General features: G+C 69.2%; 21 protein-coding genes. 14 read left to right on the top strand and 7 right to left on the bottom strand.

Annotation, left to right across the window (positions count from 1 at the left end; genetic code table 11):
* Positions 1 to 53: 53 nt before the first annotated feature.
* Genes ABRP18_RS16125 through ABRP18_RS16115 form a run of 3 tightly spaced genes read right to left on the bottom strand, consistent with a single transcriptional unit; the run spans position 54 to position 2,377 of the window.
* On the bottom strand, positions 54 to 479 hold the full coding sequence (locus ABRP18_RS16125) for a DUF1801 domain-containing protein (protein ID WP_349885021.1): 426 nt from the start codon (positions 477 to 479) through the stop codon (positions 54 to 56).
* Positions 476 to 1,048, bottom strand: a complete 573-nt coding sequence (locus ABRP18_RS16120) for an HhH-GPD-type base excision DNA repair protein (protein ID WP_058631694.1) — start codon at positions 1,046 to 1,048, stop codon at positions 476 to 478. The genes ABRP18_RS16125 and ABRP18_RS16120 overlap by 4 nt, the downstream gene beginning before the upstream one ends.
* 33 nt (positions 1,049 to 1,081) lie before the next feature.
* Positions 1,082 to 2,377 carry a glutamyl-tRNA reductase gene (locus tag ABRP18_RS16115; RefSeq protein ID WP_061017813.1) on the bottom strand — a complete coding sequence of 432 codons (1,296 nt, stop codon included), beginning with the start codon at positions 2,375 to 2,377 and terminating at the stop codon, positions 1,082 to 1,084.
* A gap of 87 nt (positions 2,378 to 2,464) precedes the next feature.
* Here ABRP18_RS16115 and hemE point away from each other — a divergent pair, with 87 nt between their 5' ends.
* The 10 genes from hemE to ABRP18_RS16065 all read left to right on the top strand — a co-directional run bounded on the left by hemE (position 2,465) and on the right by ABRP18_RS16065 (position 11,378).
* A complete protein-coding gene (gene hemE / locus ABRP18_RS16110; RefSeq protein ID WP_141368386.1) occupies positions 2,465 to 3,487 on the top strand; it encodes a uroporphyrinogen decarboxylase in 1,023 nt (340 codons plus the stop codon).
* Between the two features lie 96 nt (positions 3,488 to 3,583).
* Entirely contained in the window at positions 3,584 to 5,176 is a 1,593-nt protein-coding gene (locus tag ABRP18_RS16105; RefSeq protein WP_349885020.1) for an FAD-dependent oxidoreductase, read from the top strand.
* Between the two features lie 180 nt (positions 5,177 to 5,356).
* A complete protein-coding gene (locus tag ABRP18_RS16100) occupies positions 5,357 to 5,803 on the top strand; it encodes a hypothetical protein (protein ID WP_046747488.1) in 447 nt (148 codons plus the stop codon).
* Position 5,804: 1 nt separating this feature from the next.
* Entirely contained in the window at positions 5,805 to 6,212 is a 408-nt protein-coding gene (locus tag ABRP18_RS16095) for a phage holin family protein (RefSeq protein ID WP_046747489.1), read from the top strand.
* Entirely contained in the window at positions 6,199 to 6,471 is a 273-nt protein-coding gene (locus tag ABRP18_RS16090) for a hypothetical protein (RefSeq protein ID WP_349885019.1), read from the top strand. Before ABRP18_RS16095 ends, ABRP18_RS16090 begins: the two co-directional genes overlap by 14 nt.
* A 113-nt stretch (positions 6,472 to 6,584) precedes the next feature.
* Positions 6,585 to 7,265 (top strand): hydrogen peroxide-dependent heme synthase, encoded by a 681-nt coding sequence (gene hemQ, locus ABRP18_RS16085; protein ID WP_046747491.1) that lies wholly within the window; start codon positions 6,585 to 6,587, stop codon positions 7,263 to 7,265.
* A gap of 4 nt (positions 7,266 to 7,269) precedes the next feature.
* Complete coding sequence (hemC, locus tag ABRP18_RS16080; RefSeq protein ID WP_058631692.1) at positions 7,270 to 8,265, top strand: hydroxymethylbilane synthase; 996 nt, start codon at positions 7,270 to 7,272, stop codon at positions 8,263 to 8,265.
* The gene (locus tag ABRP18_RS16075) at positions 8,262 to 9,059 is read left to right on the top strand and encodes a uroporphyrinogen-III synthase (RefSeq protein ID WP_046747493.1); all 798 of its coding nucleotides are present in this window, start codon (positions 8,262 to 8,264) and stop codon (positions 9,057 to 9,059) included. The genes hemC and ABRP18_RS16075 overlap by 4 nt, the downstream gene beginning before the upstream one ends.
* Entirely contained in the window at positions 9,056 to 10,033 is a 978-nt protein-coding gene (gene hemB, locus ABRP18_RS16070) for a porphobilinogen synthase (RefSeq protein WP_349885018.1), read from the top strand. Before ABRP18_RS16075 ends, hemB begins: the two co-directional genes overlap by 4 nt.
* Positions 10,034 to 10,055: 22 nt before the next feature.
* Entirely contained in the window at positions 10,056 to 11,378 is a 1,323-nt protein-coding gene (locus ABRP18_RS16065; protein ID WP_349885017.1) for a glutamate-1-semialdehyde 2,1-aminomutase, read from the top strand.
* Positions 11,379 to 11,469: 91 nt separating this feature from the next.
* Here ABRP18_RS16065 and ABRP18_RS16060 read toward each other — a convergent pair whose 3' ends face one another.
* The gene (locus tag ABRP18_RS16060; protein ID WP_349885016.1) at positions 11,470 to 12,969 is read right to left on the bottom strand and encodes a DUF222 domain-containing protein; all 1,500 of its coding nucleotides are present in this window, start codon (positions 12,967 to 12,969) and stop codon (positions 11,470 to 11,472) included.
* A gap of 133 nt (positions 12,970 to 13,102) precedes the next feature.
* Between ABRP18_RS16060 and ABRP18_RS16055 the strand changes: the two genes are divergently transcribed.
* Positions 13,103 to 13,552: a hypothetical protein gene (locus ABRP18_RS16055; RefSeq protein WP_046747664.1), complete on the top strand. Its 450-nt coding sequence runs from the start codon at positions 13,103 to 13,105 to the stop codon at positions 13,550 to 13,552.
* Between the two features lie 103 nt (positions 13,553 to 13,655).
* Here the strand turns inward: ABRP18_RS16055 and ABRP18_RS16050 are convergent, their stop codons facing one another.
* The gene (locus ABRP18_RS16050; RefSeq protein ID WP_349885015.1) at positions 13,656 to 15,725 is read right to left on the bottom strand and encodes an ATP-binding cassette domain-containing protein; all 2,070 of its coding nucleotides are present in this window, start codon (positions 15,723 to 15,725) and stop codon (positions 13,656 to 13,658) included.
* Between the two features lie 113 nt (positions 15,726 to 15,838).
* Here ABRP18_RS16050 and ABRP18_RS16045 point away from each other — a divergent pair, with 113 nt between their 5' ends.
* Positions 15,839 to 16,900: an enoyl-CoA hydratase/isomerase family protein gene (locus ABRP18_RS16045; protein ID WP_061016862.1), complete on the top strand. Its 1,062-nt coding sequence runs from the start codon at positions 15,839 to 15,841 to the stop codon at positions 16,898 to 16,900.
* A 35-nt stretch (positions 16,901 to 16,935) separates the two neighbouring features.
* On the opposite strand, the gene ABRP18_RS16040 is transcribed toward ABRP18_RS16045, so the two are convergent.
* Complete coding sequence (locus tag ABRP18_RS16040) at positions 16,936 to 17,346, bottom strand: GntR family transcriptional regulator (RefSeq protein WP_349885014.1); 411 nt, start codon at positions 17,344 to 17,346, stop codon at positions 16,936 to 16,938.
* Entirely contained in the window at positions 17,343 to 18,422 is a 1,080-nt protein-coding gene (locus ABRP18_RS16035) for a hypothetical protein (RefSeq protein WP_349885013.1), read from the bottom strand. Before ABRP18_RS16035 ends, ABRP18_RS16040 begins: the two co-directional genes overlap by 4 nt.
* A 264-nt stretch (positions 18,423 to 18,686) precedes the next feature.
* Here ABRP18_RS16035 and ABRP18_RS16030 point away from each other — a divergent pair, with 264 nt between their 5' ends.
* Together ABRP18_RS16030 and ABRP18_RS16025 are read left to right on the top strand one after the other, a co-directional pair.
* On the top strand, positions 18,687 to 20,414 hold the full coding sequence (locus ABRP18_RS16030) for an ABC transporter ATP-binding protein (RefSeq protein WP_058631687.1): 1,728 nt from the start codon (positions 18,687 to 18,689) through the stop codon (positions 20,412 to 20,414).
* The gene (locus tag ABRP18_RS16025) at positions 20,411 to 22,672 is read left to right on the top strand and encodes an ABC transporter ATP-binding protein (protein ID WP_058631686.1); all 2,262 of its coding nucleotides are present in this window, start codon (positions 20,411 to 20,413) and stop codon (positions 22,670 to 22,672) included. The genes ABRP18_RS16030 and ABRP18_RS16025 overlap by 4 nt, the downstream gene beginning before the upstream one ends.
* Positions 22,673 to 22,729 lie beyond the last annotated feature (57 nt).

Here is a 22,729-nt window from a genome sequence, read left to right as displayed (position 1 = left end):
CCTCGAACCTCGAACCTCGCGAGCATGCTCGTGGCGCGACTCTTCGCCCGGACTCAGCCCGTGACCGTGAGGCGCACGCCCTCGCTGCCGCCGGCCTCGACCCAGGCCAGCGAGCGCTCCAGGATGCCGCGCAGGACGTCCAGATCGACCTGCTCCAGGTCTTTGATGTACAGGCAGCCGACACCGGTCGTGTGGGGGCCGAGTTCCGCCAGAGCTTCGGCGTGCGCGTCCACTCCGTCGAACAGGTAGATCGTCGTCGCGGCCTTGCGCGGGGCGAAGCCGAGCAGCCCGCTGTCGCCCTCCGTGCCGGTGGGGTAGCGGTAGTGGCAGGAGCCGAATCCGATGATGGTGCCCCAGGTCTGCGGCTCGCGACCGGTGATCTCCTGCATGAGCGCGGTCAGCGTCTCGGCGTCCCTGCGGCGCACTGCGGGGGAGGATCGGGCGATGAGCCCGGCTACGTCATCCCCCGTCGGCTTCACTTCGTGGCCTTCGCCGCCGCCTTCATGGCCTTCTTGTGCTCGCGCACCTTGGCGAGGGAGTCGGGCGAGACGATGTCGGCCACGCTGCGGTACGACCCGTCCTCGCCGTAGGGGGCTGATGCCTCGCGCCAGCCCTCGCCGGTGAAGCCGTACTGCTTGCCGAGGAGGGCGAGGAAGATCTTGGCCTTCTGCTCTCCGAACCCGGGGAGTGCCTTGAGCCGCTTGAGCACCTCGGGTCCCGACGGGTCGCCCTGGGTCCACAGCGCGGACGCGTCGCCGCCCCAGTCGTCGACCAGGGTCTGGCACAGCGTCTGAACGCGCGTCGCCATCGACCCGGGGAACCGGTGTACGGCGGGGGTCTGCTTGAAGGCCTCGAGGAACTCGTCCGGCGCCATGCCGGCAATGGTGGCGGCATCAGCCGCTCCGGTGCGCTGCTCGATCTTGAGCGGACCGGCGAACGCGGTCTCCATCGGCACCTGCTGGTCGAGCAGCATCCCCACCAGCAGAGCCAGCGGGTTGTCGGTCAGCAGCTCGTCGGCGGCGGTGTCTCCGGTGATGTGAAGGGCCATGCCTCCAGTCTGCCACCGCGTGGGCTGAGCGTGTCAGGCGCTGGCGGCGTCGTCCACGGAGTCGGCCTCCGGCGCGATGCCGTACAGGGCGGCCAGCGCGGCGGTGAACTCGTCGGCGCGGCCCGCGGCAGCGAGTTCGTGCGCACGCACGGTCGGGGTGTGCAGCAGCACGCCGGAGAGGTGTCGCAGGGCCTGCTCGACCTTGCCGTCCTCGTCGCCGCGTGCGCGGGCCCGGGCGATCTCCCGCTCGAGCAGCTCGAAGATGTGCGAGCGGAAGGCCACGACCGACGGGGTCACGCTCTGGCGCGCGCCCACCACGTGGAAGGTCTCGGCGGCCTCGCGGACGACGCTGCGAGCGGCATCCGTCGCCTGCAGCTCTTCGAGGGGCGCGTGCAGTCGGATGGTCTCGAGGTCGAGCAGTGCGACGCCCTCGAGCGACGCGACGGCGGGGTCGACGTTGCGGGGCATGCCGAGGTCGACCACGAGCTGACTGTGCGTGCCGACGGGGCAGCCCGCCGCGGCGGGGCCGGTCGGCAGCTGCAGGTGCTCAGGGCCGAGGACCGGTTCCGTGGCGGTGGTGCAGGTGATGAGAAGGCTCGACCGTGCCGCGGTGCGGGCGTACTCGTCGGCGGTGATCGGCCGGATGCCGTGCTTCGCGGCGAAGACCTCGGCACGGCCGGAGGGCGAGTACACCGAGATGTTCACGGCGCCGCGCTCGCGGAGCGTCGCGAGGGTAACGGCCGCGTAGGCGCCGGTTCCGACCAGCAGCACACGCTCCGCAGACCAGTCGGCGATGCGGCTGTCGGCGAGTTCGAGCGCGAGGCGCACCAGCGAACGACCGGCGCGGCCGAGGGCGGTCACGTTCTTGACCTTGCGCTGAGCCTGGCTGGCGCGCTGGAAGAGGCGCTCGAGCTCGGGCGAGGTGGTGCCGTCCTTGCGAGCGGACTTGAGGGCGCGGCGCACCTGACCGGCGATCTCGCCCTCTCCGGAGACGACGGACTCGAGCCCGGATGCCACGGAGAACAGGTGCTCGGCGACGCGGCGTCCGGCGTGGACGGTGTAGGCGCCGTCGAGGTCGGCGGCGGGGATGCCGGTGGCGGACTCGACCGCTTCGATCACGGCTTCGACGCCGATGGCGCCTGCGGCGGTGACCGGTTCGTCCATTTCCACGTACGCCTCGAAGCGGTTGCACGTCGCCAGCACGACCGCACCCTGCACACACGGCGTCATGCCCACGATGGTGGGAGCGACGTCGTCGGGGGTGCGGCTCAGGCGTTCGAGCAATTCGAAGGAGGCGGTCTTGTGACTCGCCGTGACACACAGCAGCACAGATCGATTGTACCGGAGCGTCTGCGGGCGAAGGGTCGGCAGCTCGAACTCGGCGGCTCCATAAGGGGTGGATGGGAGGATGGGAGTATGGCCCTCTCCGATGCCCCGCTCCTGCGCGCCCTCGCCGGCGACCGTCCCGCACACGCCCCCGTGTGGTTCATGCGGCAGGCCGGCCGCTCCCTCCCGGAGTACCGTGAGCTGCGTGTGGGCACCCGGATGCTCGACGCCTGCCTGACTCCCGACCTCGCCGCGGAGATCACCCTGCAGCCGGTGCGCCGTCACGGTGTGGACGCGGCCGTCTTCTTCAGCGACATCGTCATCCCGCTGCGGCTCGCCGGGGTCGAGGTGGAGATCGAGCCGGGTCGCGGTCCGGTGTTCGCGAACCCGGTGCGCACGGCGGCCGACGTCGAGCGCGTCACCGCGATCGATCCGGACGATCTGGACGGCACGGCCATCGCCGAGGCCGTGCGGCTCGTCACGGCCGAGCTCGGCGACACCCCGCTGATCGGATTCGCGGGCGCCCCGTTCACCCTCGCCGCCTACCTCGTCGAGGGTGGGCCCTCCAAGGAGCACCTGCGGGCCAGGGCCATGATGCATTCCGACCCGGAGTCGTGGAACCGCCTCGCGGGCTGGTTGGCGCGTGTCTCCCGTCGCTTCCTCGAGACCCAGCGCGACGCCGGGGCATCCGTCGTCCAGCTCTTCGACAGCTGGGCCGGTTCCCTCAGCACGGCGGACTACCGCGCCTTCGTTGCCCCGCACTCGCACGCCGCCCTGTCCGGCATCGGCCTGCCGACGATCCACTTCGGGGTCGGGACAGGTCCCTTCCTCGCCGACATGCGCCTCGACGGTGTGGCCGACGGCGTGGGTGTCGACTGGCGGCTGCCCCTCGACGAGGCCGCTGCGATCCTGGGGCCGGATGTCACGGTGCAGGGCAACATCGACCCCGCGCTGCTCTCCGCACCGTGGTCGGTCCTGGAGGCCCATGTGCGTGACGTCGTCGAGCGGGGTCGCGCGGCGCGCGGGCACATCCTGAACCTCGGCCACGGCGTGCCGCCGGAGACCGACCCGGATCAGCTCACCCGCATCGTCGAGCTGGCGCACACGATCTGACCGTCACCGCCCCCTGCGGAATCGTGCGCCTGATCCGTAGATCCGTGACGGTGAAGCGTCCGGGCGGGAGAACGGGGCGGTGCGAGAATTGACGGCATGAGCCCTGAGTCCTCGTCCGCCGAGCCCTTCGACCTGGCCGCCCGCGCGGCCGAGAAGCACGTGGTGGTCGTCGGTGGGGGCATCGGAGGGCTCGTCGCCGCGCGCGAATGCGCCAAGGTCGGGATGCGCGTCACCGTCCTCGAGGCCGAAGCGGTGCTCGGGGGCGCGATCCGCAGGGTCGACCTCGACGGTGTCACGGTCGATGCCGGGGCGGAGAGCTACGCCACCAGGGGCGGCCTCGTCCGCGCCCTCGTCGAGGAGCTCGATCTCGCCGATCGCATCGTGGTGCCGCAGGCCGGTGGCGCCTGGCTGGCCGGCATCCCCGGTGTCGGAGCTGCGCCGCTTCCGGCGGGCGGCATCCTCGGCATCCCTTCGAATCCGTTCCAGCCCGACGTCCGTCGCATCATCGGGTGGTCGGGTGTCTGGCGCGCATACCTCGATCGGGTGCGTCCGCCCCTCACGATCGGGCACCAGCTGAGCCTCGGGAAGCTCGTCGCGTCGCGCATGGGGGCGAAGGTGCGGGATCGACTCGTCGCCCCCGTGACGACGGGCGTCTACTCCGCGTCTCCGGACGACGTCGACATCGACGTCGCGGCCCCGGGGCTCAATGCCGCCCTGACCAGGGTCGGCTCGCTCTCCGGCGCGGTGCAGACCCTCCGCGACGAAGCCGCGGCGAAAGCTGCGGCGACAGCGCCGGAGGCCGACGGTACCGCCCCAGTCGTGGCGAAGACTCCTGGAGCTGCCGTCGAGGGCCTCTCCGGGGGGATGAGCACCCTCATCGATGCGCTCGCCGCCGACCTGAAGCGCCTCGACGCCGACGTGCGCACGGGCGTTCGGGTGCGCAGTCTCCGCAGGACGGGTGCGACGTGGTCTGTCGAGACCGAGTCCGCGGCGGATGCGGAGCACGGCGGTGAACCGGCGCTCGAGGGTGCACCGGCCGATGAGGACGTCGCGGCGGAATCCGCGCCACCGGTGATCGAGGAGCTCGACGCGGACGCCGTCATCATCGCGACGCCCGAGTCGACGGCGCGAGGACTCCTCGCCGCGGTGATACCGGACCTCCAGAAGACGCAGGCCGCGGCCTCGCCGGAGATCGAGATCGTCACGCTTCTCCTCGACGCCCCCGAGATCGCGTCCGCCCCACGGGGAACAGGTGTGCTCACCGTTCCGGGGAGCCACACGGCCAAGGCCCTGACGCACTCGACCGCGAAGTGGGGCTGGGTGGGGACTGCGGCGGGTTCCCGGGAGATCGTCCGCGTGTCGTTCGGAGCTCAGGGCGAGCCGGCCGCCACCGCTCGGCTGACCGACGACGCGGCGGCTGCGCTGGCGCGGAGCGAGGCGGCCGCCCTGCTCGGAGTCGCCATCGCTCCCGAAGCCGTGATCGCCTCGCATCGCGGTCGGTTCGTCCAATCGCAGCCCGCATCGATCATCGGATCCGGCGAACGGCGCACGGCCGCGCGCGCGGCGATCGAGGCGGTGCCCGGCATGGCCGTGGTCGGCGCCTGGCTTGCGGGGACAGGGCTCGCCCAGGTGATCCCCGACGCCAGGGATGAGGCCGACCGCCTCCGGCGCTTCCTTCTGTGGGACTGAGCGCTTCGACGGACTGAGCGCCATGACGGAGAGAGCGCTCCGTGTCAACCCTCTGACCCATAGATGCCGAAATCGGCATACGGGGTTACGCTGGGTACCTGGCCGCGGGGTGCGAGAGCCTGCGACCGATCCCAACCGGGCGAATCTGGCCGGACTACCGGAACAAGGTGAGGAGACCCCATGAAGGGGAAGATCGGACTCGTCGTCGGACTCGGCGTGGGCTACGTCCTCGGCACCCGTGCCGGACGTGAGCGCTACGAGCAGATCAAGACGCAGTGGCTCAAGGTGTGGCACCTCGATCCCGTGCAGGAGCAGGTCACCAAGGTCAAGGGCTTCGTCGGCGACAAAGCCGCAGCCGTCCCCGGTGCGCTCTGGACCGGCGTCGTGAAGGTCGCGAAGTCCGTCAGCGGCAACGGCACGCCGGGTCAGCGCCTCGACTCCGCGATCGCCACCGGTCGTGAGGCCGCAGAAGACCTGGCCGAGGCGACGGAGGAAGCGGTCGAGGCGGCGAAGGCCACGGCTTCGTCCAGCAAGACCTCGACGTCCGCCTCTTCCAAGCCCGCCGCGAAGAAGCCGGCTGCCAAGAAGCCCGCCGCGAAGTCGGCCACCAAGAAGTCCGGCGCCTGACATGCCCCGCGGATACCGTGATCGTGCCGACGACAGTCTGCTGACTCTCCTCGGGGATCTGCCGGAACTCGTCACGAATCTGGTCAAGGCCGAGATCGACGCGGCGAAGGCGTGGATCTCGCGCACCTCGAAGGACGCCGGCATCGGTTCCGTGTGGTTCCTCGTCGCGCTGTTCTTCCTGTTCTGGGCCGTGCCGGTGATCCTGGTCTTCGCGATCGCGGGTCTGTCGTCATGGTGGCCCGTATGGCTGTCCGCGATCGCGGTGTTCGGCATCCTGATCCTCGCGGTGCTGCTGTTCGCTCTGCTGGGCGTCCTCAAGTTCCGCAAGGTGCTCGCGCGCCAGAATCCGGCTCAGGCCGTAGCCGAAGACATCCGAATCGTGAAGGAGGCCGGCGATGACGAATTCTGAGTCGCTGCCGCGCACCGCCGTCCCCGGCGGGATCGCCGACCCGGTCGCCTCGGCTCGTGCGGAGCTGAAGGCCGCCCTCGCCGCGATCGAGATCAAGGGGAACATCCCGCGCCGGGTCGAGAAGGCGTCGACGCGTGCGGTGGCCAGGGCGCGCGTGTTCGCCGACCGCAACCCGATCGGGGCGGTCGCCGCCACCGTCGGCATCGCGGCGGCGGTCGGCGGCGCGGTCTGGGCGATCGCACGCTTCATCTCGCGCTGACACGCATCTCGCACTGACACGCATCTCGCACTGGTGCGCAGCATTCCAGGATGTCGTGAGGCACCCGTCCGGGTGATTAGCGGCTCCTGCGTAAACGAGGCAGACTGGGGAGCATGATGTCCGAAGAGCGCGATGAGAACCCGTCCGGCTTCACCCTCTGGGCCGTCTGGCGACGAAACCCCGACGTCCCCGTGACGGAGAACGACTCGACCGAGCTCGAGACGATCGTCTCCTACATCGAGGATTCGGGCGTGACCGTCCGCGGCTTCTACGACGTCTCCGGGCTCAAGGCCGACGCCGACCTCATGGTGTGGCTGCACGGTGACACGGCGGAGGAGCTGCAGAAGGCGCTGCGCCGCCTGCGTCGCACCGAGCTGCTGCGCTCCCTCCTCCCGGTGTGGAACGTGATGGGCGTGCATCGCGACGCCGAGTTCAACCGTTCGCATGTGCCGGGCTTCCTCCGCGGCATCGGCCCCAAGGACTGGCTCTGCCTCTACCCGTTCGTGCGCACGCCGGAGTGGTACCTCGCCCCGGAGGAGGAGCGTCGCACGATGCTCGCCGACCACGGACGCAAGGGCGCGGCATTCAAGGGCGTGCTCGCCAACACCGTCGCCTCGTTCGCGCTCGGCGACTACGAGTGGCTGCTTCCGCTCGAGGCCGATGAGCTCACCGACCTCGTCGACATGATGCGCGATCTGCGGTACACCGACGCCCGCCTGTACGTGAAGGAGGAGGTGCCCTTCTACACGGGGCGCAGGCTCCGGTTCGACGAGATCGCGGACGTCCTCCAGTAAGCGCATGAGCACTCCCATCCGTCTCGGTACCCGTCGAAGCGCGCTCGCGCAGGCGCAGTCGGGTCATGTCGCCGCGGCTCTCGAGAAGCTGTCGGGGCGCCGGGTCGAACTCGTCCCGATCACCAGCGAAGGCGACACCAACCGCGCGTCGCTCTCCGAGATCGGCGGGCAGGGCATCTTCGCGACGCGTCTTCGCGAGGCGTTGTTCGCGGGGGAGTGCGACTTCCTGGTGCATTCGCTGAAGGATCTCCCCACCGCCATCCCTGAAGGGCTCGTGATCGCGGCGACCCCGAAGCGCGAAGACCCGCGTGACGTGGTCCTGACCCGTGACGGCACCGCGTTGCACGAACTCCGCTCGGGAAGCACCGTCGGCACCGGCTCACCGCGACGCATCGCCCAGGTCCACCGGCGAGCACCCGGCGCCGAGGTCGTCGACATCCGCGGGAACGTCGATTCCCGGCTCGCCAGAGTCGTCTCCGGTGAGCTGGACGCGGTGATCCTCGCGGCAGCCGGTCTCTCGAGGCTCGACGCGAAGTCGCCGCTCCGACGCGAAGAGCTCGGTCTCGCAGAATGGCCCACCGCGCCGGGACAGGGCTCGCTCGCGGTCGAGACCCGGGCGGACGCCCCGCAGGAGCTGCTCACGGCCCTCGCCGGTCTCGACGACACCGACACGCGTCTGGCCATCACCGTCGAGCGCGCGATCCTGCAGGGCCTGGATGCCGGGTGCCAGGCACCGATGGCCGCTCACGCCGTCGTCGACGGCTCCTCGATCCGCGTCAGGACCGTCGTGTACGCCGCTGACGGGGGTCGCCGGATCGGCCTCGACGTCACGGAAGACCTGAACGGGGAGTATATTCGTCGGAACGGCAGTGGCAATGGAGCGGATGCTGCCGATGGTGCAGACCCGATGCACGCAGCGCGCGAGCTCGGGTTCACTGTTGCCCGTCGGCTGCTCGATCAAGGGGCGGCCGGCCTCGTATCCCGAGAGCAATCCTCATGACCACTTCCGAAATCAAGCAGGACCGACCGCTGGACGGCTGGCGCATCCTCGTGCCCCGTGGCGGGCCGTGGGGCGACAGCGTCGCCGCGAGCCTGCGCGCGCTGGGCGCGGTCCCCGTCGTCGCCCCGCTCATCAACTTCGCGCCGACGACCGACCAGGCGACGCTCGACTCGGCGTTGGCGCAGCTGGCCGCCGGGGAGTTCGACTGGCTGACGGTCACGAGCGCCACCACCGTCGACGTGCTCTTCGCCCACAGGGCGGTCGTGCCGCGTTCGACCAAGATCGCCGCTGTCGGCGAGACGACCGCGGCGGCTCTGCAGGCGGTCGGCTACGAGGTCACGCTGGTCCCGGAGCAGGACAACTCCGCAGAGGGGATGGCACAGCAGCTCATCGCCCTCGAGAAGGAGCCGCGCCGCATCCTCGCGCTGCGCAGCGAGATCGCGAAGCCCGTGCTCAGCCGGCTGCTCTCCGAAGCGGGCCATGATGTGCACGGTGTCGTGGCGTATCGCACGGTCGGCGTCCCGGTCACGGAGCGGATCCGCCGCGATGTGGAGAACGGTCGGATCAACGCGATCCTCATCACGAGCGGTTCGGTCGCCGAGCAGGTGCGCGAGCAGTTCCCGGAGATCCCCGACGACACCCTGCTCGCAGCTATCGGACCCCGCACCGCGAAAGACGCGCAGCGCGCCGGGCTCCCCGTTTCGGTGGTGGCCGACCGTCAGACGATCGACGCCCTGATCGAGGCCGTCTCGCACTTCACCCTTCCGCACGCGGCCGACGAGTTCGCGCCGTGAGCTTCCCCGACGTGCGACTGAGACGACTGCGGCAGTCTCGTGCAGTACGCGATCTGGTGCGCGAGACCTCGCTGCTGCCGGGGCAGCTCGTCCTCCCGCTGTTCGTGCGCGAGGGCATCACAGAGCCCGTGCAGATCGGGTCGATGCCCGGTGTCGCTCAGCATTCTCTCGATTCGCTGCGTGCGGCCGCGGTCGAGGCTGCGGAGGCGGGGGTCGGCGGCGTGATGCTGTTCGGTGTCCCCGAGGTGCGCGACGCCCTCGGCTCGGGTGCCGATGATCCGCATGGGATCCTCAACGTCGCAACCGACGCGCTGGCGGCAGAGGTCGGCGACGCGCTCGTCGTGCAGACCGATCTGTGTCTCGATGAGTTCACCGACCACGGACACTGCGGCGTGCTCGCGGCCGACGGCTCCGTCGACAACGATGCGACGCTCGAACGGTACACCGCGATGGCTCTCTCCCAGGCGCGCGCGGGGTCGCAGCTGCTCGGGCTGTCCGGCATGATGGACGGCCAGGTCGCCGTGATCCGCAAGGCGCTCGACAGCGAGGGCTTCACGGACACGCTCCTGCTGGCCTATGCGGCGAAGTACGCGAGCGCGTTCTACGGGCCCTTCCGGGAGGCAGTGGACTCTCAGCTGAAGGGCGACCGCCGCACGTACCAGCTCGATCCCGGAAACCGTCGCGAGGGTGTGCGCGAGGCAGTGGTGGACGAGGCCGAGGGTGCGGACATCGTCATGGTGAAGCCGGCGATGGCCTTCCTCGACGTGCTCCGCGAGGTGCGCGACACCGTGAGCATTCCGGTGTGGGCATATCAGGTCTCCGGCGAGTACGCGATGATCGAGGCCGCCGGTGCGAACGGCTGGATCGATCGTCGAGCAGCCGTTCTCGAGTCCCTTCTCTCCATCCGCCGCGCCGGTGCGGATGCGGTGCTCACCTACTGGGCCACCGAAGCGGCCGGCTGGCTGCGCGACTGATTCACCGAGGAGCACTCCTTTCATGAACGACCGTAACGACGACCTGTTCTCCGCTGCCCGCGCGGTCATCCCCGGTGGGGTCAACTCCCCGGTGCGTGCATACGGTTCGGTGGGCGGGACGCCGCGGTTCCTCGCTTCTGCGAAGGGGGCGAAGGTCACGGATGCCGCCGGCCGCGAGTATGTCGACCTCGTCGCGTCGTGGGGTCCTGCGCTGCTGGGGCACGCGCACCCGGAGATCGTCGCCGCGGTGCAGGAGGCCGCAGCTCGTGGCCTGTCGTTCGGCGCTCCGACGGAGGGCGAGGTCGAGCTCGCCGCGTTGATCGCCGACCGTGTGCGGTTCGGCGAGATCCGTCCTGTCGAGCGCGTGCGTCTGGTCTCCACGGGTACTGAGGCGACCATGACGGCCATTCGCCTTGCGCGGGGCGCCACGGGTCGCGACCTGTTGGTGAAGTTCGCCGGTCACTATCACGGGCATTCGGATGGCCTTCTCGCCGAAGCAGGTTCCGGCATCGCGACGCTCGCGCTTCCGGGGTCGGCAGGTGTCCCGGCACCGATCGCGGCGCAGACGCTCGTGATCGGGTACAACGATCCCGAGGCGCTGGCTGCGGTGTTCGCCGAGCACGGCCAGCGCATCGCCGCGGTCATCGTCGAAGCCTCGGCCGCGAACATGGGCGTCGTGGCCCCGCTGCCCGGTTTCAACCGTCTGGTCGCGGAGACCGCCCACGCCCACGGAGCGTTGATGATCCTCGATGAGGTGCTCACCGGATTCCGGGTGCACCCGGCAGGGTTCTGGGGTCTGCAGGCCGCTGCGGGCGAGGACTACCTGCCGGACATCTTCACGTTCGGCAAGGTCGTCGGTGGAGGCATGCCCCTGGCCGCGCTCGGTGGTCGAGCCGATGTCATGGATCTGCTCGCTCCCCTCGGGCCGGTCTACCAGGCGGGCACTCTCTCGGGGAATCCGCTCTCGGTCGCAGCGGGTCTCGCGACGCTGCGGCTCGCGACACCGGAGGTCTATGCGACGGTGGACGTCGCATCTCTTCGAGTCTCTACCGCCCTCGACGCGGCCCTCACCGACGCCGGCGTGACGCACGCGGTGGCCACCGCGGGCAACCTGTTCAACGCCTCGTTCCGGGCGTCGGCGCCGAGGGACTACGCCGAAGCTCAGGCTCAGGAGTCGTTCCGCTACGCGCCGTTCTTCCACTCGCTGCGTGAGCAGGGGGTGGCGCTTCCCCCGAGCGTCTTCGAGGCGTGGTTCCTGACCGCGGCCCACGGTGAGGACGAGCTGCAGCAGATCGAAGCCGCTCTTCCTGCCGCGGCCGCTGCGGCCGCAGCTGCTCGTCCATAACCGCGCGTTGGTGACTGTGCGTTCGTGAGGGCGCGTCCCAGGACCGCGCGTTCGTGACCGCGCGTCCGTGAGGGCTCGTTCGGGACCGCGGTCAGACGAACATGACGCGGCGCGGTGATGCGTCGGTGTAGCACCGGCCGAGCGGGCTGGTCCACTCGATGTCGCCGCCGGGGGTCTGTCTCGCTCGCCATCGGTGCTTCTCGGCGATGTCGGGATGCTTCAGCGCGTGGTGCCCGACGCAGAAGTGGCTCAGGTTGTCGATCGACGTCGCTCCGCCCTTCGCATGGTCGTGATTGTGGTCGATCTGACACCGGTGGACGGGTGTGCGGCACCCGGGAAATCGACAGTGCTGGTCTCTGGCCTGGAGGTGCCGCCGCATCGCCGCCGTCGGGGCGTAGGCGGCTGTGGCCGTCACGATGCCGGCGGGGTCGAGGAAGAGGCGGGACCAGCCGCCGTTGCGTCCGGCGAGGTCGCGGGCGATGTCGGGGTGCAGTGCACCGATGCCGTCGAGCTCGGCAGGCCGTTCGTCGATTCCGGCCAGCGTCTCGGCAGCGATCGTGACCTGGATGCGGGCGTGGATGCCCTCCAGAGCTGTGCCCGCCGCAGCAGAGGGATCCGTGGTCAGGAGCAGGTCGCTGAGCAGGTCGGTGCGGACCGCATCGATGCCTCGCTCATCGGTCGGGGCGGATGGGGCACCGAGTGACGGATCCGTCGTGAAGGTGTCTCCGTCGCCGAAGATGACGTGGGCGTCGACGCGTGCGTCGCCGGTGTCCGGTCCGCAGGGTGGCTCGCTGTCGTACGGGTGGCTGTTGAGCACAGGGTCTTCGCGATGGGAGTCGTCGGCTCGCAGGTCCTGCAGAAAGACCCGATCGGCGCCCGAGTCGAGGTCGTCCGAGGACAGCGCCGGTGTGTCATCGCCCGAAGAGGGATGGTCGCCTCGTGTGGCGATGACGTGCTGTGCGAGCCGGGTCAGTCGGTCGAGGATCGCGTGGGCGAGATGCTCCGGCAGCACGACCTGCAGCAGCGCGAGGCCGTCGTCGAGCGACCGGAGCGTGACTGACCGCTCCCCGTAGGCCCGCCGATGGCGCTCGACCACGGTCTCGCAGGCGAGGGACGACGCGACGCGGCGCACCATCGCGCGGGTGCGTGCGGGAGAATCCTGCTCCGCGACGACGAGTGCGGCAGTGTCGTACAGGGTGAGCGCCTCGGTGGCGGCCCGACCATCGCGAACGGCCTGCCGCACGATGGCGCCCTCGCGCACGATCTCCCGAACGTGTGCCGCACTGATCGCGCCGCGTCGGAACGCGTCTCTGACGACCGGGTGCTCGGCTTCGAGGAAGAGGGCGTCTGTGAAGGCGTACTCGATGCTGCCCTTCGACACGCGACCGGCCGCCGAGTACTCGGCGATCATCGAGCGGTGGATCGCCTCGCGGTGCTGCGGCTGCTCGTGGACATCTTCTTCCTGCAGCCGCAGACGATCGGCGAGCAGCGCAGACGCTTCTGCCTCGAGGATCGCGATGCGTCGGCGCTTCTCCACCCACGCGTCGAGCAGCGTCTCGCGCTGATCGATGTCGTTCGTGGAGGGAGGCATGAGTCGAGTATAGTACATATGTTCGAATAGAGGAAGGGGATGTGGATGACTGGTGCTGATCGACAAGGGATCGTTGCGTTCCTGTGAGCAACTTCCAGACAACTGGCAGGGCCACGCTGGCAGACTGGGGGACATGGTGACGTTGCTGCTGGACCAGACGCAACTGGAGGTCGTGCTCTCGCCGATCGAACGTGCCGCCACCTTCCACCGTGACAACCTCCGGATCGCGCGCGACACCATCGCCAAGGTGCAGCTGACCGAAGATGCCTGGACCTGGCTCCGCGGCGTACCGAACCCCGGCACGCACATCCCCGGCGTCCTCGCTGCCGGCAGCTGGAAGGCCGCGGGTAGCCTCGACTTCGTGCTGATCCGTCGCCGTCGTCCGAGCGTCGTGATCGATCTCGAGGGCGACGAGCAGTACCGCCGTCTGATCCTCACCACGAGCCACGGGCTCGCGCTCACGCAGGCTCTCCGACTCGACGTGTCGGATGAGCCCGCCAACGTCGAGGAGATCGTGGCGACCGCGCCTGTGCCGGTCTCGAAGGGACGCCGTCGTCCGGTCATCCGTCCTCGGCCTGCCTGACGCGAGGCGGCTCAGGCTTAAGAATCCACGGTAGACCCGCCTCTGAATGCGGAACGCCCTCCGGGCCGAGAGGCCGGAGGGCGTTCGTCGTCAGCCGAGTCGCTCAGTTGCGACCGTGTTCGTCGTGACCGTGCTCGTCGTGACGGTGTTCGTCGTGACGGTGTTCGTCGTCAGGCTCGCTCTGCTCGCCGGCACCGGCGTCGGCGGTTCCGGACTGCTCGGTGCCGTGTTCGTCAGCGCCGAACCCGTCGGGCAGGGACTCCTCGGTGGGCGACTCCTCGTTCGAGGACTCCTCCGTGGGGGCCTCCACCGTGGGGGACTCCTCAGCGCCCGGCTCCTCGGCTTCGGATGCGGCGGTGTCGCCCGCCTCTCCGGAATCCGTCGATGCGGCCAGCGGCACCGTGTCGATGACACCGGTGGATGCGACGGTCCAGTGCGCGCCCTCGTCGGAGACGCCGCCCTCGTCGGAGACGCCGCCCTCGCCGTGCTGCTCCTCGGCCGTCTGGTTCTCGGCGCTCAGCGGGTAATCCCTGGGTTCGTCCTCGTAGTAGGCGCGCGCAGCCGCCGCGAGCATGGAGCTCACCGCCGCGGAGCGCGGATCCTCGTCGTCGGCGGTGACAGCAGCGACATCGTCGGAGGAGTCGGAGTCGGAGTCGGATTCGGATTCGGATTCGGATTCGGAGTCGGATTCGGATTCGGATTCGTCAGAGGTGGACACGAGAGCGTCGTCGTCCGTGGCGCCTGCGCCGAGCTGGTCGTCGGACTCGTCGGTGTCCGTCGATTCGGGTGCGTCGTGAAGATCGGCGAAGACCTCGACACCGCTGTGGTGCTCGTTTCCGTTCGCTGGATCCGCTGCCTGATCGCCTGCTGCCTCGGCCGGTGCGGCGGAGCCGAACAGGATCTCATCGAACGATCGTTCCGGAGACTCCTCGGAGGGTGCCTGCTCGGCCTGCGCATGCTCCGCGTCGTGTTCGGCGGCAGGAGCTTCGTCCGTCGAAGCCGAGGCGTCGGACGAAGGCACGTCCGATTCGTCCGACGTGTGCTCGGAGCGGTCGCCCGTGTCCACGGATGCGGCGAGGTCGTCGACAGGGGCCTCGCCCGCAGGGGCGGCTGCGGCCTCAGCCGCCCAGGCGGCAGCGGCTGCCACCGGGATCGCGACCACGGAGTCGGCCGGAGCCGGCCCGGCCACGGCGGTCTCCGCCGCGGTGACCTCCGCTGCGGTGTCTTCGGGGGCCGTCGCAGCGAGCTGCGGTGGCGTCGCCGAGATGCTCGGGGCGAACCGGCCACCTCGCATCAGGTCGATGAAGACGTCTTCGAGTGTCGGCCCTCGCTGGACGAGGGTGCTCAGGGCGATGCCCGCGTCGGCGGCGACCGCTCCCACCGTGCCGGCGTCTCCGCCGCGCACCGTGAGGCCCGAACGCAGCACCTCGATGTCGAAGCCGGCCTCCTGCAGCGCGGTCGTCAGCGCGCTGCGGTCCGCGGCGTCCACGATGACGGATCCGCCCTTGGGGTCGGCGAGAGTCTCGATCCCGCTGGAGAGCACGAGCGTGCCCTTCGAGAGCACGAGCACGTTGTCGGCGACCTGCTCGACTTCGCTGAGGACGTGCGACGACACGAGGACCGTGCGCCCTTCGTCCGCGAGGCGACGCATCAGGAGTCGCATCCAGCGGATTCCCTCGGGGTCGAGTCCGTTGGCCGGTTCGTCGAACACGAGCGCGCCGGGATCGCCCAGCAGGGCGTGGGCGACGCTGAGCCGCTGACGCATGCCGAGGGAGAAGCCCCCGATGCGGGAGCTGCCTTCACCCTCGAGGCCGACCAGGGAGAGCACTTCGCCGACGCGGGCCAGGGGGATGCCGTTCGCCTTGGCGGCGATGGTCAGCTGACGCTCGGCGGTGCGTCGAGGGCGGTAGACCGTCTCCTCGAGCACGGATCCGATGGTGCGCAACGGCTGCCGCAGTTCGGCGTACGCCGTGCCGCCGATGGTCGCCGTGCCCGAGGTGGCGCGCACCTGGCCGAGGAGGATCCGCAGCGTGGTGGTCTTGCCGGCACCGTTCGGGCCGAGGAAGGCGGTCACGGCACCGGGCTCCACGCGCGCGGAGAAGTCCGAGACGGCGGTCACCTCATTGAAGCGCTTCGTCACGTGCGTGAACTCGAGCACCTGTCCTTCAGGCATCCGTGACCTCTCGTCGCATTTGAACAGTTCCTCCCTATCCTGCCGGAAAAGCCTGTCGGATCCCGCATTTCGCGCGGAATACCGCCTTCCCCGGAAGGGGTAGCCTGGCGAGCGTGACCGAATCCCACGCTGCAGACCGCATCCTCGTCCGCACCGAAGGCGCGCTCGGACGACTCACCCTCAACCGTCCGGAGGCGATCAACGCGCTCGACGTCGACATGATCGAGAGCCTCACCGCGGTCCTGAACGCCTGGCGTGACGACACCGACGTGCAGATCGTGCTGCTCGACGGGGCAGGCGAGCGCGGCATGTGCGCGGGAGGCGACGTGCGCGCTCTGCACGGGCAGATCGTCGCGGGTCAGGCTGACCAGACGGCGGAGTTCTTCCGTGCGGAGTACGCCTTGAACGCCATGATCGCCGAGTATCCCAAGCCCGTGGTGGCATTGGCCGACGGCATCACGATGGGTGGTGGCATCGGGCTGGCCGGCCACGCCGCGATCCGCATCGTCACGGAACGCTCGAAGCTCGCTATGCCGGAGACCCGTATCGGATTCACTCCCGACGTCGGGGGAACCTGGCTGCTCGGCCGCGCTCCTGGGCGTCTGGGCGAGTACTTCGGTCTCACCGGATCCACCATGAGCGGCGCTGATGCCGTCTACCTCGGCTTCGCGGATCACTTCGTGCCATCCGACCGTCTGGACGCATTGCGCGAGGCCCTCGCCTTCCGTGCCGACCCGACCGGTCCCAGTGAGATCGTGCTGCTGTTCGACGAGACCCCGGAGCCCTCGCAGCTCCCGGACGCGCGCGCGTGGATCGATGAGGCCTTCTCCGCCCCCACCGTGAGCGAGATCGTCGAACGATTGAAGGCTCAGGGGACGACGGAGGCGGCGGCGACCGCTGACCTGCTCGAAGACCTCGCGCCCACCGGGCTCACTGTGACGCTCGACGCCGTCCGCGAGGCGCGCGACCTGCCGGGGCTCCGCGCGGCGCTGGAGGGCGAGTACCGTCGCGTGATGTGGTTCGTGAACGAGCATCCCGACCTCGTCGAGGGCATCAGGGCGCAGATCGTCGACAAGGACCGCGATCCGAAGTGGAACCCGCCCACGCTCGCCGAGCTCGCGCCCGACGCCGGCGCCCCCGCGCGCGACTACGTCCCGCAGCCCACGTTGTTCTGAGCCCTCGGGGTCAGGGCGGGTCGAGTGATCGTCGGCTACGCATCCACAGCTGTCGGGGCGGATGCGGGGTCCGAGGTGACCGTGCGCGACTGCCAGACAGTGCGGAGCACGTCGATCACATCATCCGGATCCGCTTCCACGGCGACAGCTTCATCGACCAGCTCGCGGATGCGTCGGATCACCGAAGCGGGAAGGACACCGGCTGTCTCGGCGACCCGTGTGCCCGCCGCCGTGCGAGAGACGACGAGCCCCTCGCCTTCGAGCATCTTGTACGCCCGTGCCGCGGTTCCCGGCGCGACTCCCAGGTCGCTCGCCGTCTGCCGCACGGTCGGCAGCCGCTCGCCGGCGCCGAGCTGCCCCGAGACGATGAGGCCGCGGAGCTGTCGGTAGATGTCGAGCGCCGGATTGCCGTCGTCCGCCATCGACAGTCGAGGGGTCGGGGTCACTGCGCGGTCTCCCGGTCGATCGAGAGCTCGGCGGCGTCCGCCGGTTCCGCGTCGTGCCCCGGTGGGCACAGCTGCGCGCTCACCAGGAGCAGTAGGACGAATGCCGCGATCTCGATCGCCGGGGCCAGCCACCCGCCGACGGCCGCGACCTCTCCGTATCGCCAGAAGGCTTCGTAGGACGCGTTTCCGTCGTCGCCCTGGATAGTGAGCGTCGTTCCGGAACCAGCTTCCGCGATGAAGCGCCACGCCCCCGCCAGTGCGAGAAGCGCACCGGATGTCGCGACCCGGGTGATGCCCGTCGCGATGTCGCGGCGTTCGTGCTGCTCGGCGAGGACGGTCTCGGCCCGCAGGAACGGGCGAGCCGCGCTGGCATGCATCGCGGCGACGACCACGGCGACGAGTGCGGCGGTGCAGACGAGGACGGGGACGCCGTACGCCCACCCGTAGAACCAGGGTCGGATCGGATCGATCGTCGCGTTGGGGACGTCGATCTCGAGGAACACGTACGGACCGCCGTCGATGTTCGAGGAGGCGAGCCCGGCGAGAAACGTGGTGGCCGTGAGCGCGAGGATCGATGCCGCAGTGCACGCCGATGCGAAGGGCGAGGTGAACGTCAGCCAGGTGCGCCGGGCGGAGACCACCGGACGCTCCGGGGAGGAGGTGCCTCTCGTCGCGATGAGGGCGATCAGGACCGCCACCCCGACGCCGGCGATGAACACGGGCAGGGCGTACCGCCACCAGGAGACGACGCCGTTGAGATTCACCGCGTAGCCGGAGACGAGGCTCTCGGTGATGACGACCGCGATCATCGTGAGGGCGACGACGCCCAGAGCGCGGTGCTCTGGCGAGTATCGCGCCGACACCCTGTCGGAGGTGGTCGTCGCGAGCCGTGCGCGGTTCGCCGCGCGTGCTCTCCAGCGGGGAGAGACCGAGATGCCGATCGCGATGAGCGCGGCGAGGATCAGGGACACCCAGGGCATCGAGAGGAGGGTGAGTGCGAGCCCAGGGGCGGGCAGTGATGGGTCTGTCGCCATCCAGTCGGTGGTGACGAGCGGAGATGCGGTGATAGCGAGCATGAATGCTCCTCTCTTTGTGTCACATGTTTATCACAAGTTGTACCGGTGGTTGAGTACAAAGTTCTGGACGGCTGTCGTTCGCACTTGTTCGTCCGCGTGCAGAAACCGCAGATCGGACGGGGAAGTGGTTCGCTGTGAGCGAAGGTCCACCATGAGGGGGATACGAATGTCCGCGGATCGTGGCACTCTGTCTTGTGGCCGATTGTCGGTCGGCATCCGTCTGCCGAGAAATCCGCCGTTTCATCCTTCCTAGAAAGTCCGCCTGTGCTGGGAAAAATCCTCCTCCGTTATCTCTCCCGATACCGATGGCTGCTGCTCGCCGTGCTGGTGTTCCAGCTCGCGAGCGTGGCAGCCACCCTCTACCTCCCGCGCCTGAACGCCGACATCATCGACAAGGGCGTCGCCCGGGGCGACACCGGGTACATCTGGAGCACCGGTCTGTTCATGCTCGCGGTCTCGCTGGGGCAGATCATCGCCTCGGTCACCGCGACCTACTTCGCCGCGCGTGCAGCGATGGGTGCCGGGCGCGACATCCGCGCCGACGTCTTCGGCAAGGTCAGCGGCTTCTCCGAGCGTGAGGTGTCGCAGTTCGGTGCCGGTTCGCTCATCACCCGCAACACGAACGATGTGCAGCAGGTGCAGATGCTGGCCATGATGGGCGCGACCATGCTCGTCACGGCACCGCTGCTCGCAATCGGCGGCATCTTCTTCGCGGTCCAGACCAACGTCGGACTCAGCTGGCTGATCGCCGTCTCGGTGCCGCTGCTGCTCATCCTGGCTGCCCTCGTCATCGGCCGCATGGTGCCGCTGTTCCGCAGCTACCAGGGCAAGCTCGACAACGTCAACCGCATCATGCGCGAGCAGCTCACGGGCGTCCGCGTGGTGCGGGCGTTCGTGCGCGAGCGCATCGAGGAGGAGCGCTTCCGCGGGGCGAACACCGACATCATGGTCGTGGGCCGCAAGGTCGGCTCGCTCTTCGTGCTGCTGTTCCCGCTGTTCATGCTCATCCTCAACGTCACGGTCGTCTCGGTCATCTGGTTCGGCGGCATCGAGGTGAACAACGGCACGGTGCAGGTCGGCACGCTGTTCGCCTTCATGCAGTACATCGGTCAGATCATGGGCGGCGTCATCATGGCGAGCTTCATGGCGATGATGATCCCGCGCGCGGCGGTCTCGGCCGAGCGCATCGGCGAGGTGCTCGACTCCGAGTCCACCCTCGTGCGTCCGGAGAACGGAGTCACCGAGTTCCCGGTCCCCGGATCCGTGGCGCTCGACGACGTCGAGTTCACCTACCCCGGGGCGGACTCGCCGGTGCTCACGGGCATCAGCTTCGCCGCCCAGCCGGGCGAGACCGTCGCGATCGTCGGCTCCACCGGTTCGGGCAAGACGACGCTGATCTCCCTCATCCCTCGGCTCTTCGACGTCTCGGGCGGATCCGTGCACGTCGGAGGCACCGACGTGCGCGAGGCCGACGTCGAGTCGCTCTGGGACAGCATCGGCCTGGTGCCGCAGCGTCCGTTCCTCTTCACCGGCACCGTGGCGTCGAACCTGCGCTACGGCCGTGAGGAGGCCACCGACGAAGAGCTGTGGCACGCGCTCGACATCGCACAGGGTCGTGACTTCGTGGAGGAGATGCCGGACGGTCTCGATTCCCGCATCGCCCAGGGCGGCACGAACGTCTCCGGCGGTCAGCGTCAGCGGCTCGCGATCGCCCGCGCGATCGTGCACCAGCCGAAGATCCTCGTCTTCGACGACTCGTTCTCCGCTCTCGACCTGACGACAGACGCGCGGCTCCGCCAAGCGCTGTGGCGGGAACTCCCGCACGTCACGAAGATCGTGGTCGCCCAGCGCATCTCCACCATCACGGATGCCGACCGCATCGTCGTGCTCGACGGCGGCACCATGGTGGGCGTCGGCACGCATGAGGAGCTGCTCGAGACGAGCGACACCTACCGAGAGATCGTCGAATCGCAGCTGGGGGTGGACGCATGAGCGCGCAGAACGACGACCAGCGCAAGGCCAAGCGGGGCCGCGGCAAGGCAGCTTCGTCCGTCGCCGAGGTCGAGCTGACCGCCGAGGAGAAGTACGAGGCCGAGCTCGCCGAGCAGGCGCGTCAGAACTCCGGCGACTGGGACAGCGTCGCACCGGGCAAGGCCGACAACTTCGGCCCCAGCTTCGCGCGCATGATCGGGCTGCTGAAGCCCTCGGCCATCTGGTTCGTCTTCGTGTCGATCCTCGGCGCGATCGGCGTGGTCCTGACGGTCGCAGCGCCCAAGGTGCTCGCCGAGGCGACCAACCTCGTCTACAAGGGCTTCATCTCCATCCAACTCGGTCAGCCCACCGACGGCTTCCCCGGCTTCCCCGCCGGCACGTCGCAGGACGTGGTGGTCGACGCGCTGCGGGCAGGCGGACAGGACGACTTCGCGAACCAGGTCGGCGCGCTGGGAGACTTCACGGTCGGCCAGGGCATCGACTTCGACGCGCTGCGGCTCGTCATCGCCGCCGTGCTCGGCATCTACGTGGCCGCCGCCTTCCTCACCTGGATCCAGGGCTACGTCATCAACGTGATCATGGTGCGCACCATGTGGCGACTGCGCGAATCGGTCGAGGCGAAGATCAACCGCCTGCCCCTGGCGTACTTCGACAAGGTGCAGCGCGGCGAGCTGATCTCGCGCGTCACGAACGACATCGACAACATCACGCAGACGATGCAGCAGTCGCTCTCGGGCGCACTCACCTCGGTGCTCACCGTGATCGGCGTGCTCGTGATGATGTTCTCGATCTCATGGCAGCTCGCCCTCGTGGCCCTCATCACGCTGCCTCTCATGGGCGTGATCTTCGGCATCATCGGACCGCGGTCGCAGAAGGCCTTCGGCACGCAGTGGCGCAAGGTCGGGCGGCTCAACGCCCGTGTCGAGGAGGCGTTCTCTGGCCACGCGCTGGTGAAGGTCTTCGGTCGCGAGAAGGACGCACTGGACAAGTTCCAGGACGAGAACGAAGAGCTGTTCCAGGCGAGCTTCAAGGCGCAGTTCCTCTCCGGCATCATCATGCCGGCGATGATGTTCGTCGGGAACCTCAGCTACGTGGGCATCGCGGTGCTCGGTGGTCTGATGGTCGCCAACGGTCAGCTCCGCCTCGGCGACGTGCAGGCGTTCATCCAGTACTCGCAGCAGTTCACGCAGCCGCTGTCCGAGCTGGGCGGAATGGCCGCTGTCGTGCAGTCCGGCACCGCCTCCGCCGAGCGTGTGTTCGAACTGCTCGACGCCGAGGAGCAGGAGGCCGACGACGCCGATGCTCCCGAGCTCGTGGAGGGCAAGGGCGTCATCGAGTTCGAGAACGTCGCGTTCTCGTACACGCCGGATCGTCCGCTCATCCGTGATCTGTCGTTCCGGGTGGAGCCGGGTCAGACCGTCGCGATCGTCGGTCCGACCGGTGCGGGCAAGACGACGCTGGTCAACCTGATCATGCGCTTCTACGAGCTCAGCGGTGGACGGATCATGCTCGACGGGCAGGACATCGCCGAGGTGACCCGCGACGAGCTGCGATCGCGCACCGGCATGGTGCTCCAGGACCCGTGGCTGTTCGCCGGCAGCATCCGCGAGAACATCCGCTACGGTCGCTCGACCGCGACCGATGAAGAGGTCCTCGCCGCAGCCAGGGCCACCTACGTCGACCGCTTCGTGCACGCCCTCCCCGAGGGATATGACACGGTGCTCGACGAGGATGCAGCGAACGTGTCGGCCGGTGAGCGTCAGCTCATCACCATCGCGCGGGCGTTCGTCGCACAGCCGTCGATCCTCATCCTCGATGAGGCCACGTCGGCGGTCGACACCCGCACCGAACTGCTGCTGCAGCACGCGATGGCCGCGCTCCGAGAGGGGCGCACGTCGTTCGTGATCGCGCACCGGCTGTCGACCATCCGCGATGCCGACCTCATCCTGGTGATGGAGCACGGCGACATCGTGGAGAAGGGTACGCACGACGAGCTCATCGCCGCGCAGGGCGCCTATTGGCGTCTGTACCAGTCGCAGTTCGAGCAGGCCGCGACCGACATCGACGCCGAAGACGCTCTCACGGGAACGACGCCGGTCGTCGTCACCGGCGAAGCGGGCGACACCGATGCTGCGGGCGCGGAGGCTGCAGCCGCTGTGGCCGGCGCGTCCGTCGGCGCACAGGTGCCGGCAGTCGAGACGGCCGCGGCGCAGGCCCTGCTGGAAGACGGCGCTGACGGCTCCGATCACCGCTCCTGACCTACGGCATCAACGCACGACGCCCCACCGCCGCTCACGCGGGGTGGGGCGTCGTCG

This window comes from Microbacterium sp. WHRI 7836, from assembly GCF_040223885.2.
Classification (GTDB): Bacteria; Actinomycetota; Actinomycetes; order Actinomycetales; family Microbacteriaceae; genus Microbacterium; species Microbacterium oxydans.
The sequence above is the reverse complement of the archived record's forward strand: the minus strand, read 5'-3'. Positions and strand labels throughout refer to the sequence as shown.